The organism is Natrinema marinum, from assembly GCF_024296685.1.
GTDB lineage: Archaea > Halobacteriota > Halobacteria > Halobacteriales > Natrialbaceae > Natrinema > Natrinema marinum.
Genome location: NZ_CP100763.1, coordinates 270,487 through 282,507, shown reverse-complemented (window position 1 = coordinate 282,507; position 12,021 = coordinate 270,487). Strand labels below are relative to the sequence as shown.

Annotated in this window: 13 protein-coding genes and 1 pseudogene; 7 read left to right on the top strand and 7 right to left on the bottom strand. The window is 64.1% G+C overall.

The annotated features are described in order from the left end of the window. Nucleotides 1–66: 66 nt before the first annotated feature. A complete protein-coding gene (locus NKH51_RS01480) occupies nt 67–882 on the bottom strand; it encodes a chemotaxis protein CheW (protein WP_254763473.1) in 816 nt (271 codons plus the stop codon). Nucleotides 883–1,457: 575 nt separating this feature from the next. On the opposite strand from NKH51_RS01480, the gene NKH51_RS01475 reads away from it, so the two are divergent. Next, nucleotides 1,458–2,285: a hypothetical protein gene (locus NKH51_RS01475; protein WP_254763472.1), complete on the top strand. Its 828-nt coding sequence runs from the start codon at nt 1,458–1,460 to the stop codon at nt 2,283–2,285. A gap of 139 nt (nt 2,286–2,424) precedes the next feature. Beyond that, nucleotides 2,425–2,879: pseudogene (locus tag NKH51_RS01470) on the top strand (chemotaxis protein CheW). Nucleotides 2,880–2,907: 28 nt separating this feature from the next. Here NKH51_RS01470 and NKH51_RS01465 read toward each other — a convergent pair. Genes NKH51_RS01465 through NKH51_RS01455 form a run of 3 tightly spaced genes read right to left on the bottom strand, consistent with a single transcriptional unit; the run spans nt 2,908 to nt 4,884 of the window. Then, nucleotides 2,908–3,687: a DUF5803 family protein gene (locus NKH51_RS01465; protein ID WP_254763471.1), complete on the bottom strand. Its 780-nt coding sequence runs from the start codon at nt 3,685–3,687 to the stop codon at nt 2,908–2,910. A gap of 1 nt (nt 3,688) precedes the next feature. Then, the gene (locus NKH51_RS01460; protein ID WP_254763470.1) at nt 3,689–4,360 is read right to left on the bottom strand and encodes a DUF2110 family protein; all 672 of its coding nucleotides are present in this window, start codon (nt 4,358–4,360) and stop codon (nt 3,689–3,691) included. After that, nucleotides 4,360–4,884, bottom strand: coding sequence for a transcription factor (locus tag NKH51_RS01455; protein WP_254763469.1), 525 nt, complete (start codon nt 4,882–4,884; stop codon nt 4,360–4,362). The genes NKH51_RS01460 and NKH51_RS01455 overlap by 1 nt, the downstream gene beginning before the upstream one ends. A gap of 503 nt (nt 4,885–5,387) precedes the next feature. Here NKH51_RS01455 and NKH51_RS01450 point away from each other — a divergent pair. Both NKH51_RS01450 and NKH51_RS01445 read left to right on the top strand, forming a co-directional pair. Then, nucleotides 5,388–6,383, top strand: coding sequence for an MBL fold metallo-hydrolase (locus NKH51_RS01450; RefSeq protein ID WP_254763468.1), 996 nt, complete (start codon nt 5,388–5,390; stop codon nt 6,381–6,383). Nucleotides 6,384–6,517: 134 nt separating this feature from the next. Next, entirely contained in the window at nt 6,518–6,727 is a 210-nt protein-coding gene (locus tag NKH51_RS01445) for a hypothetical protein (protein WP_254763467.1), read from the top strand. Between the two features lie 128 nt (nt 6,728–6,855). On the opposite strand, the gene NKH51_RS01440 is transcribed toward NKH51_RS01445, so the two are convergent. After that, nucleotides 6,856–8,430: a class I adenylate-forming enzyme family protein gene (locus NKH51_RS01440; protein WP_254763466.1), complete on the bottom strand. Its 1,575-nt coding sequence runs from the start codon at nt 8,428–8,430 to the stop codon at nt 6,856–6,858. Between the two features lie 123 nt (nt 8,431–8,553). On the opposite strand from NKH51_RS01440, the gene NKH51_RS01435 reads away from it, so the two are divergent. Then, a complete protein-coding gene (locus tag NKH51_RS01435) occupies nt 8,554–9,210 on the top strand; it encodes a hypothetical protein (protein ID WP_254763465.1) in 657 nt (218 codons plus the stop codon). A gap of 28 nt (nt 9,211–9,238) precedes the next feature. On the opposite strand, the gene NKH51_RS01430 is transcribed toward NKH51_RS01435, so the two are convergent. After that, nucleotides 9,239–9,793 (bottom strand): tRNA (cytidine(56)-2'-O)-methyltransferase, encoded by a 555-nt coding sequence (locus tag NKH51_RS01430; protein WP_254763464.1) that lies wholly within the window; start codon nt 9,791–9,793, stop codon nt 9,239–9,241. A gap of 860 nt (nt 9,794–10,653) precedes the next feature. Between NKH51_RS01430 and NKH51_RS01425 the strand changes: the two genes are divergently transcribed. After that, entirely contained in the window at nt 10,654–11,130 is a 477-nt protein-coding gene (locus NKH51_RS01425) for a cupin domain-containing protein (protein ID WP_254763463.1), read from the top strand. A gap of 111 nt (nt 11,131–11,241) precedes the next feature. Next, nucleotides 11,242–11,460 (top strand): DUF8119 family protein, encoded by a 219-nt coding sequence (locus tag NKH51_RS01420; RefSeq protein WP_254763462.1) that lies wholly within the window; start codon nt 11,242–11,244, stop codon nt 11,458–11,460. A gap of 96 nt (nt 11,461–11,556) precedes the next feature. Here NKH51_RS01420 and NKH51_RS01415 read toward each other — a convergent pair whose 3' ends face one another. Continuing rightward, entirely contained in the window at nt 11,557–12,018 is a 462-nt protein-coding gene (locus NKH51_RS01415; RefSeq protein ID WP_254763461.1) for a universal stress protein, read from the bottom strand. Nucleotides 12,019–12,021 lie beyond the last annotated feature (3 nt).

The following is a 12,021-nucleotide window of genomic DNA, read 5'->3' as shown; positions in this document are numbered from 1 at the left end:
CAGTCGTGATAAGCGTCGAATACGCCCCGGAGAAGCCTCTCAAGCCGCGATCTCGTGAACCGCCCGTCAGCGCCCGTCTTCTGCCTGACCCGACGCCAACAGCAGTCGGTCGACATCGACGAGCGGCGTTGCCTCGACGGAGATCTCTTCGATCGAGTCCTCGTCCGCTCCCCCCGTCTCGGCGTCGGGTTCGGCGTCGGCGTCCTCGCCCTCGAGCTCGAACGTTTCGCCGACCGATTCGCCGAGTCCGCCGCCGACGCCTCGAGCCGACGACAGCGTCGCGGAACCACCCGCGCTGGCCGCACCGCCAACGTCGAGGCTCGGCGTCGTCGCGACACCCGTGTCGCCCGGCTGTTCCGTGACCGCGCGACCGACGTCGGCCCGCGGCGTCTGTTCCTGTCTAACGAGGGCGACGACCAGCGGATGGTCGAGTGCGTCGCCGTCGAACTCGCTCGCCTCGATCGCGTCGCCGTCGAGGACGTCGCTTTCCGGAACCGTTTCGACGCCGATCACGTCGTCGACCCGGATCGCGGCCGACTGCTGATCGCTGGGTCGGTCGAGAACGAGCAGACGCTCGCGTCCAGATCGGGACTCCGTCGTCGGGAAGTGGACGTGCGCATCGATCACCGCGGTGATCTCCCCGCGCAAGTCCATCAGTCCCTCGACCGCGGGCGGCGACCGCGGGACGCGAGTCAGTTCGGTCGGCGGTTCCGTGATCGTCCTGACCGCATCGACCGGCAGCGCGAGCCGGTGTTCGCCGACGCCGACGAACACGAACTGAACGAGTTCCTCCTCCTCGCCGTCGTCGCCGCCCGCCTCGCGAGTCCGGTCGGCAGCGTCGTTGTCCGTTCCGAGAAGCGTTTCCGAGAGATCCGGGGCCATAGTCCTGTTCGTGTATCAGGTTCCATCAATAAAACGTTGACTCTGCTTTGACAACCGCTTGTCAGAGAGTGTTGTGTCCGCTAACACCGTTCGTCGACTCGGCCCGGAGTGATGGAACTCGGTTTGTGAACGACTGCTTTCCCGTCGTGATTCTCACTCCCTCCGTCGTTACCCCGGCCATCCGGGCCGGAATCAACGCGGTCAGCGACCTGCAGACACGGCCAGTTGTTCGTAAAGATGTCTGTCAACTCTGACTTTGTGTTCTCATACGAGACTACGTCATAAGTGAGAGATAATGGATCTCAACTTCCGTCTTCGTGTGCTTGGATGGAACCGACCCGTCCTCTAGTTCCCAGCCATGCCGTTACCGGAACAACAGTGTTAACGGCCGACAGCTATTCTCCAACAGCGTAACCTAATTAATCGTATGTCGGGATGGTAACAAATAATGGTCGCTATTGATCCGTTGAACTTCGACTTCTCTCGTTCAGGACAACGCCGATCATCGCTCATTACATCGCACGTGACTGACTCGAGAAAAATCGCCTTCCCAGTAGTCAGGTGATTTGCCTGGCATGAATCGCCCAAATGGGACTTCGACCGCACTCGCCAGCCTCGGTGGCCTCGCGAATGCGGTCATCGTCGTCGGCCTTCTGCGCTATTTCGAGTATCCACTAGTCGAGACGACTATCGGGTTCGCCTCAGTGGTGGTCACTGCATTCGTCTTCGGATTCCTCCCGGTACTGATCTCGGTTAGAACGGGATTGCTCACGCCTACGATCGGTTTCCTCACACTACTGATCGGCGTCGTGCTCGTCGAGATTACTACGCCAGCCCCTGAGCGAGTAGGACGGCTCGGGAGTTCCCATATCGTCGAGGGCCCGTTCTACGTTTACGAATACGCGGATTCGTGGTACGTCTGGCTCGCGTTGCTACTGGTCGCTGGCGTCGGCGAGTTCGCGATTCGACGCGGGTACGGCCTCGGAGACCAGCGGCTTCGCCGAGTACCAACCCTGCCGCTATCGCAGGCCGCGTCCGTCGGAGTCGCCGTCGGCCTCGGGAGCGTCCTCGGTGCTGCGACGGCCCTCCTCACCGGCGTTTCTCTCGGTCTCGGGCCGATCGAGAGCGTGATAATCGGGTGTTTAGTGGCAGCGGCAACTGCGATCCCGCTCACAGCGTTGCTATCGTCCGGTATCGTCGCTCCGTTCGCGTTGTTCGCATTCTGGATCGTGCTCGTCCTCCGCGCGCTCGTCTTCGGCTCTCCGACTGGTATCGCCGCACTCGCCGTCCCCGGCTTGCTCGCGGTTCTCTGTACGGTCGTTTGGATCGTCGAACACCTCCTCAGGTCTCGATTTCGCGGCTGGAACGGTGGTCGGTTCGCTAACAGCATACGGCCGCGATAACACGAACGCAACTACCGACCGCCGCTCCTGCGAGGCCCACGTCTGGATCACGGGGATTCCGCTTCGCCCGATCTCATACTCGGCCCAATATTCCTCCCCTACCGGCACTTATTTTATGGCATTCAAACCTTCAGACAGAATGGGAGCGGCGTCGAACCCCGAATCCAGTACCGACGACCGCGTTACCGTGTCACGTTCGACCTCGAGGAGCGAGGCTACTGCGTCAGGGCCGAGTCGGTGGCCTCCGTCCTCGGCGTCGCAGACGAAACACCGCTCTGAGAGGCCGCCGACCCGCGGAACGCGGGAACGATCACGGTCGCCGGCGAGCGGATCAGAGTCGTCGACTTGCCGCGCGTGTTCGGATCGACGTTTCGGACACCGGCGCGGATCGACGACCCGCGACTGCTCGTCCTCGATATCACCGATGCGGACGAGCGGTACTACGGCTGGCTCGTGGACGACGTCGCGACGACAAGAACGGTCCGGCCGTCCTCGCTCGAGCCACCACACGTCGAGACGACCCACGTCAAGGGACGGCTCGAGATCGGCGACGCGGACGTAATCTGGCTCAACGAACGAACGATACACGGCTGAGCGCTGTTTCGGTCGAACGTGACGGCGGCTAGAGGAGCCCCGGCGGGCCGCCACCGTCCGAGTCGTCGTCGGCGTCGACGTCGATACCGAACTGCTCGCGTTGTTCTTGCAGCCGTTTGACTTGCCGGTAGTAGTAGCCGATCCCGATCCCGCCGAGCAGAACGGCGATCCCGATGAGTCCGAGGAACACCGGGATGTCTCGAGCGAGGTAGTACCGCAGCGAGATCGTGCGGTCGGCCTCGATCTCCTCCCAGTAGAGTCGTTCTTGCCCGTCGACGATCTCTCGCTCGGCGCCGTTGGGCGAGACATCACCGAACAGGAAGTTCGTCGTTCGATGATTCTCGGGCAGCGTGACCTCGTAAGAGCCGTCGACATAGGCCGGGAGACGGAACGTCTTGCGGCCGGCCTCGCCCGAGAACGCGAGGGTCCCGTTCTCATCGGGAACCGCGACCGTCGTCGCAGAGCGCCCCTGGCTGACCTCGAGTTCCGAGCCGGTCACCTCGGTGCCGTTGGGATACCAGTAGCGGACGCTGTGGATCTGGAGCGGCTCGTCGCGGTAGATCGTCGACCGGTGGAGGGACAACTCCTCGGTCCCGTTCAGGTCGTACACCGCCCGGAACTCGCCGCTGTTGATGACGTTGCCACTCGAGAGTTCCATTGCCACGTCGGCGTCGCTGTCACGCAGATCGCTGTAGTTTTGCTCCCGATCGAGTTGCTCGTCGGAGATGCCGCCGAAGAACCCGGTACAGCCCGCTCCCATCGTGAGGAGCGCGACCGCGACCATCCCGAGAACGAGTCGTCGGTTCATGCTAAGGAACGACACAGCGGAGTTCCGCCGACAGGTACTCGCCGACGCTCGCGAGCAGTCCCGGCGGATCGGTGTCTTCGGTACAGATCACGCTCTGCTCCAAGAGCCCCAGCCGTTCGACGGTGACGTAGTCCTGGGCGTGGCCCGCGCGGTTGAGCGTCGCTCGCACTTCCGCCCGGGTGGCGCTGTTGACGTTGAGTCGGCCGGCACCGCGAGTCCACTCGTAGAGCCGATCGCGCTCGGCGTCGGCGAGGCGGGCGGGCTCGCCGTAGACGAACTGCAACGGCATGTGCTGGACCAGCCCGTAGCGATCGCGGATCTGCGTTGCCGATCCCGGGCCGAGCCCGAGTTCGTCGGTCGGAATTCGGACGCCCTCGCCCTGTCCGGCATCGAGCACAAGCCCGTCCTCGTCCCAGGACTCGAGCGTGCCGACGTAGGTCTCGCCGGCCTCGAGATCGGGGACGATCTCACCGAACGCCTCGCGGAGGACGTTGCGCGCGACGACGGCGTCCTCACCCTCGATCGTCACTGAGGGGAAGTCGTCGTGGCGCACGCCGATGTCGAACGCGACGTCCAAGTCGCCGATCTCGTTTGCCACCAGCGACCGCAGCGAATCTATCGAGCGCTCGCGGGCGTCGCCCTCGACGTACAGTTTGGTTGCGAGTACGACCATCAGGCGTCCGCGTCGATGTTGAGTTCGTCCTCGAGGGCGTCGAGGCGGTCGTCCATCGCGGTGACCAGGCGGTTGTTGTCCATCGATTCCAGCGGCGAGCCGCATTCGGGACACTCGAAACCGAAGTCCATCGCCTCGCCGAACTCGAAGCGGATCGAGCAGATCTCACAGAGGTAAAACTCGTGGTTTCGCTCGTACTCGCGCCGGTCCGCTAAGGCCTCGTGGAGCCGGTACATCTCCTCCTCGAGATTCTCCGGGATGTTGTCGTACTCGAACGTCCAGAGGTAGGTCAGCCACCCCGAGTCCTCGTCGCGCAGCCGCCGGTAGCTGGCGAGGTCGTTCTCGTAGAGTATAAACAGCGCGCGCCGCACGTCGTTCAACTCGAGGTCGAGTTCCTCCGCAAGCTCCTCGTCGGTCACCTCCCCGTCCGGGGGCGCCGCCGCAACGGGCATCCCCTTGGGACCGACCAGCTCGTGCAAATATTTCTGGATCACCGGGTCCTCGAGCAGGTCCTCAAAAGCCATTACCTACGTATAACGGCATGACGCCATTAAGTCTTATCAACTGTCGTGCCCCGGTGAGTCTGGATTCGGGAGGGCGATATCACACCGGACCGTGAAATCGCCGTGCGGTGGCGCGCGCTGTGCGACGGTTCGCCATCGGCGAACCGTCCGCTCGACGCCGTGCGAGGTCTTCGCGAGTTTCACGAGCGAAGGCTTGTCAGAGCGTGCGCTGACAGTGGATGAGCGAGCGGCGCGAGGCCGAACGGAGAGAGCCCTCGAGAGCGAACGGCGACCAGCGGGAGCCGTGAGCAGTGAGTGAATCGGCTGGGGAGGGTGTGGAAATCCCTCGTGCCCACGATAGCAGGAGCCTTCGTTTTCGGTTCTCCTCTTTCGAAGCCATCGCTCGATGGAGACGTTCGCTAGCTAGATCGAGGCAAATTCCACCACGAGCGCCGTAAATCCGACCGTTGCCGGAGAGTGGCCGGGCGCGACGTTTATGTGGATGGATGGCACTTCTCGAGACAATGACTACCGATTCCTCCTGCAGAACCATCCGGGCCGACCGCGCCCGCTCGCGGATCCATCGCCTCGAGTTCGAGGTGCCCTGGCCTCCGAAACACGTCGCGGCCTACTTACTCGAGGGGCCGGAATCGATCCTCGTCGATGCAGGCGCGCCGGGCGAAGTCGGCCGGTCGGAACTGCTCGAGGGACTCGCCGAGATCGACCGCGAACCGGCCGATGTCGATCACGTGCTCGTGACCCACGTCCACAGCGACCACATCGGCCAGCTTCCCGCGCTCAGAGAAGCCGGCGCGACGGTCCACGTTCCGAAGGCTGCACTGGCGCGACTCGAGCGCGACCGCGAGACGGCCCGCGAGGAGATGTGGGCGGCGGCGACGGCGGCCGGCTACCGCGGCGACGATCGCGAGGAGATCGTCGACGAGGAGAGCAGCGAGATCGGTCGGCATCGGCAGCTGATCGGCTTCGAGACGGCGCGCTCCGTCGACCCAACCGGGCCGTTCACCGTCGGCGGCCGCGAGTTCCGCGCCTTCGAGACCCCTGGCCACGAGATCAACCACCTCTGTTACGAGACGACGATCGAGGGGACGACGGTGCTGTTCGCCGGCGACGCGCTCATCGAGCCGTTCCGCGCCGGGGCCTTTCAGGTCGGCATCGACGACGGAGCCTACGAGGCTGTCGACGACTACTACACGGCGATGGACCGGCTAACCGAGACCGACGCGACGCACGTCTTCCCCGGCCACGGGCCGTCGTTCGAGGACCCACAACGGGTCATCGAGACCACTCGCGACCGACTCGACGAGCTGCTGGCCAAGACGCAGGCGGCGACCGCGGCGATCGAACCCGCCACGCCGCTGTCGATCGCGAAGGAGCGCGCCGGGACCGTCCGACATATGGCACCGGTACTCGACACGCTCGGAGCGCTGGGCACGCTCAAGCGGCGGGACGAAGTCACGTATGAAACCAACGACGGCGTTCGGTACTACGAGACGACCTAAGCGCTGCTCAGCGGGCCTCAGTACGCGGCAGAATCAGTGACTCGAGTCGATAGTATGCTGGAATCGAGACGCCGAAATAGCCGGAATCGGGTACGAACAAAATATTTATCACCGACTGATTGCAGTAACGAAACATGAAAGAGACTAGTACGGGGACTGAGAAGTTCTTTTCTTCACTCCACCGAACATTCCTTGGCTACCTGCTTACGCTGATTGGCCTCGCTGGGCTGGGACTGGTGACGCAGGGCGATAGCCTGTCGGCCGTCGTTTTCGGTGCTGCCGTCGTTGGTGTTGCAGGCTGCTGGATCGGGTATCTGTTCGTCGACGGACTACGAGAGCGATAACGCCGTCCCGAGAGGGACGCTGCGGCCCATGATCCAATCGTCGAGCAGGACTGCAGTAGCGTGGAACTGTTCGATAAAACCGCTGACCCGCACACCGTTCCGAGAACCGCCGTCGGCCGAAATCGTCGCTACTCCTCGTCCTCGAGTTTGAACTTCTGAATCTTCCCGCTGGTCGTCCGCGGGAGTTCGTCGATGAACTCGATCTCGCGGGGGTGTTTGTAGCTGGCCACCTCCTCGAGACAGAACTCCTTGAGCTCCTCGGCGGTCACGTCGCTGCCGGGTTCGACGTCCTTGGCCGTGACGATGAACGCCTTGGGAACCTCGTTGCGCCGCTCGTCCGGCACGCCGACGATGGCCACGTCCGCGACGGCTTCGTGCTCGAGCAGGAGGTTCTCGAGTTCGCTCGGATAGACGTTGTAGCCGGCGGTGTTGATCATGTGCTTTTTGCGGTCGACGATCTCGTAGTAGTTGTTTCCGTCGCGGCGGGCGATGTCGCCGGTCCGGAAGTAGCCGTGTTCGGTGAAGGACTCCTCCGTGGCCCTGGGCAGATTGTGGTAGCCTTTCATCACCTGCGGGCCTCGGACGACGAGTTCGCCCTCCTCGCCGGGCGCGACCTCGTCGCCGGACTCGTCGACGATCTTGCAGTCGGTCATTCGCAGGGGCTGGCCGATCGTACCGTGTTTCAGGCCGAACGTCGAGCCGCTCTGGGTGTGGGTTGCGCCGTGGGTCTCGGTGAGGCCGTACCCCTCCGAGATGTCGACGCCGGCGGTCTCCTCGAACCGCTCTTGGACCGCCGTCGAGAGCTTCGCGCCGCCCTCGGAGGCCGCCTCGAGGCTGGTCAGGTCGTACTCCCCGAACTCGTCGGAGTCGACCATGTCGGCGTACATCGTCGTCACGCCGACGAAGTGGGTGATCCCCTCCGCCTCGATGAGCTGCATGCACTCCTTGGCGTCCCACTCGAGCGCGCTGCGGAAGTAGAGCCGGCCGCCGCCGACCAGCGGCTGAAGCGCGGTGTGAGTAAAGCCGGTGATGTGGTACAGCGGCAGCCAGGTGAGGCTGCGCACCTCCTCGGGTTCCACATCGACGTTCGAGGCGACCAGCGGCCACATGAGCTGCGCTCGCGTGTTGTTGTGGGTGAGCTGGACGCCCTTCGGATCGCCCGTCGTCCCGGAGGTGTAGGGCAACAGCGCCACGTCGTCGCCGTCGCGGTCGACCAACGTCGGCTCGCCGCGCAGTTCCTCGAAGGCGTGGTCCGCGTCGTCTCGCGGCCAGTCCTCGCTTTGAATCGTGATCACCTCGGGGTCCATCCCGGCGTCCTCGGTCCCCTCGTCGACGACCTCCCGAAGCGCCGGGTGGGTGACGATCGCCTTCGCGTTCGTGTCCTCGAGCTGGTAGGCCACCTCGCGGCGCTTGTACTGCGGGTTGACCGGCGAGATCTCGACGCCGGCTTTGAACGCGCCGATCGAGGCGACTAGATACTGTGGGCAATTCGGCAGGAAGAGCAACATTCGGTCACCGGGCTCGAGCCCGAGATCGTGGAGACCGCCGGCGAGTTCGGCCGTCCACTCGCGCAGTTCCGCGTGCGTCCAGCGGCGGCCGTGGTGTTCCATCGCCTGTGCCTCCCCGTGCTGGGCCGCCGTCTGATCGAAGAGCTTCGCGACGTTCCCCTCCAGTGCGGATTCGTCGACCGCGTCTAAATCCATGGATCGTGATACCGAAGGCCACATGTAAAAACTTCCGTCCGACGGCGGCGGGATAGCTTGCCGCGACTCGCTCGAGACGGGGAACCGGTACGTTTAGTGTCGTCCGTGTGAAAGGACCAGGAAATGGTTCAGCGGATCGCTGGGCGGCTCCGGAAATCGATCGACGCGAGCGACATCGCCGCCGTCGCGTTCCTCGGCGTCGTCCTCTCGGCGTTCGGACTCGAGCCGGTCGAAATCGCCACGGTCGTCTCCGCGGTGGTCGTCGGTCCGATGATCGCCGACGCAGCGTCCGGCGCGTCCGATATCGACTCGGCTCCGGGACTCGCCGAACTCGCCTTCGGCGTGCTCTGTGTCGTCGCCGGCGTCGTCCACCTTCGAAGCGCGAGTAGCTGGCTCGGGTGGGTGTTCGTTGCGGTCGGCGGCTGGCTCTGTCTCGACGGCGTCTACGCGCGGCGGGCAGCGGGTGACGACCCGACGACCGCCCGCGAGGACGACGTGACGGAAGGGGAGGTCTACCTCGCCGGACTCCACAACCGGTGGCTGCTCACAGAACTCCGCGAGGCCGACCGGCCGCTCACGAAAGCGGAACTCTGCGACCGGACCGGACTACTGGAAGACGATTTCGAACGGCTGCTCGAGCTCCACGGCGAGTCGGGGCCGATCGAGCGGGTCGGCACCGGCTACGCGATCGACGAGCGCGAGATGGGGACCGGCGGGATCGCTCGAGCGGTCGGCCGCCGACTGTACCGACCGATTCGCCTGTTTCGACCGGCCGGCTAAGACTGCCGCGCCGAAATCGTTCGAGCCGTTACTCCTCGCCGTCGCCCGCCGACTCGACGCGCTTGCCCGTCTCCATCGGAATTACGCGCCGGTCAGCGTCGGCCCACTCCCGCTCGAGTTCGCGCCCTTCGAACAGGCGGTCGAGAAAGACCGCGAGCCCCGCGACCTCGGAATGGGGCTGGTTGGTGACGCCGACGTTCCAGTCGGCTTCCTCGTAGACGTCGAAGGAGACCTTCTCGGAGCCGACGACGAGCAAGAGGGGGTCGCCGTCCTCGAGATGCGCACCCCGAATCTCAGCTTCTACGTCCTGAACGCGTTCGCCGTACATCGTGAGGTGGACGACCCGTCCCTCCCAGTTACGGATGATTCCGTGGGGCGAGTCGGTGAGTTCGGCCTCGAACGGGCCGCCGAAGCGGTCGGTGATGTCCGCGACCGTCTCGAGCGATTGGCCGGCGTTGTCGGGAAAGAGGACGCGGTCGGCACCCAGTGCCCGCGCGGTCAGGCCGACGTGGGTCGTCATCCGGTCGTCCCGGCCGGGGCGGTGACCGAGCCGGAGGACGGCGACCTCGCTGTCGTCGTGCATGCCTGAAGTCACTCTCGGACGGGGTTAGGGGGTTTCGTTTTCGACTTGATCAGTTCGGGATTCGCCGCTCCTGTGTAGTCTACCCCCGTTCTCGTCTCTGTCACGATAATCGACAAACGTCGCGGTGTCGTGGTCGGTTCCAGCGGCTCCTCCGCTTCGAACGGTCAGTTCCGCTCTGTTCGGTTGCCGTGGAACGGCTACTCGGATCGCGATATTGTACGGTGTCATGACCGTTCCGTTCGCCCCACCGTTGTGATAGCGACACGTGTACGCGTGGACCGATCTGCTCGCTGGTCGTGTGACGCCGACGATTTCGATTTGATAGCCGGTGCTCGCGGTACTCGTTTGCCAGACGAGAAGCGTCTCCGTTTCGAAGTCCGTCTCCGCGATGAACGACCGAACCGTCGCGTGGTCGGCATCAGTCTCGTCAAGCGCATCCAATCGGAGGCGTGTCTCGATGTCTGCTTCCGTCGAAACGAGCACAAACGGTGTCGTCTCCTCGGTTTTCGCACCATCGACGAACTCGCCACCGACGACGAGGGGGACGTAGTCGTGACGGAGAATCGCCGTCTCGTATTGCAGTTGGTCGCCAGTAGCCGGCATATGCGAACACGCTGCGTCTCGACGGTCCGATTCGGACGACTCGAGACAACCGGCAGTAGCGGAACCGAACGTGATTCCAGCAGTGGTAAGAATCGATCGGCGGTTCATAAGGATGGTTCCGGCCGCGAATAAAATAGTTCTAACGTGTCAGTGTACATTCGATCTGTTCTGCGTACTTCGGACGCCGCGTCCGATCGACGCCGGATCTATCGAAACTGCCGCGGAATACTAAATCCCTGACGAGAGTGAACGGGTGTATGAAGAAAGTAAACGAGTCCGCGATCGACTGGAAAGCGTACGAACGCGAGGAGACGATGTTCCGCCGGAAAGAGCTCTCGAGCGCCGTCGACGCCGATGACCTCGGCTGTAGCCTCTACGAACTCCCGCCGGGGCGGCGCTCGTGGCCCTACCACTACCACACGGCCAACGAGGAGGCGATTTACGTGCTGGCCGGCGACGGCCAACTCCGGACTGAGGAGGGCCTCGAGCCCCTGACTGCGGGCGATTTCGTCACCCTGCCGGCCGACGAAAGCGGCGGTCACCGACTCGTCAACGACGGCGAGGAGACGCTCAGATATCTCGCGATCTCGACGATGAACGAGCCGGACGTGACGATTTACCCCGAAATGGAGAAATTCGGCGTCTTCGTCGGCTCGCCGCCGGGCGGCCGCGACGAGCGCTCGTTCCACGGCTACTACAACATCGACGACGAGACGAGCTACTGGGACGAGTGACGGGGTATCGAACCCTCGAGGAGCCGTCTGCGCCGCCCCTCCGATAGGCTTTTTCGGGACCCTGCGAAACGGTCACACTATGGTCGATCACAGGAGCCGGGTGACGGGGCGATGACCGGGATTCGCGAGTGGCTGCAGACGGCGCGCGAAGAGCGGTGGGGGATACTGACGGATCTGGCGTTCGCGGTCGTCTGGGTGACCGGGGTCGATCTGGTCTTCCGCGTTCTGGACGGCCCGACGTGGGCGTACTACATGTTCATGCTCGCGGGGATCGCCGCCTACTTCGGCCTTATCTGGAGTTTCAAGCTCGCGACCGCCCAGCAGAAGTAGTCGGGCCGATCGGCGTTCCGCTCGCGCTCGGCGGACGGCGCTTTCGCTACCCGAAACGGGCGCATCGTCGCAAAAAATCACCGTAGTCTACGATCGCTACTCGCTTTTGTCGATGTCGACAACCAACACGGGTACGTGGGTCGACCGGAGCGTCCGCTCGGTGACGCTGCCGAGCAGCGCTCGGCGGATGCCCGAGCGGCCGTGCGACCCCATCACGACGAGGTCGATATCGTTGTCCTCGATGTAGTCCGCGATCAGCGAGTGGGGCCTGCCGGCCGAGACGTGCTCGACGGTCTCGAGGCCGCGGTCTCGAGCGCGGTCGGCGACGTGGCCGGTCGCGCGGTCGGCGCGCTCTCGGACCTCCTCCATCTCGCCGTACTGGCCCTGCTCGATGCGATCGAGTTGTTCAGCACCGAGGCTGAGACTCATCGAGTCGGTGTCGATCACGTACAGCGCGTGGACCTCGGCCTCGTACTTCTCGGCGAGGTCGAGCGCGTGATCGACGGCTGATTCGGCCGTACCGCTACCGTCCGTGGGAACGAGGATGCGTTCGTACATGGG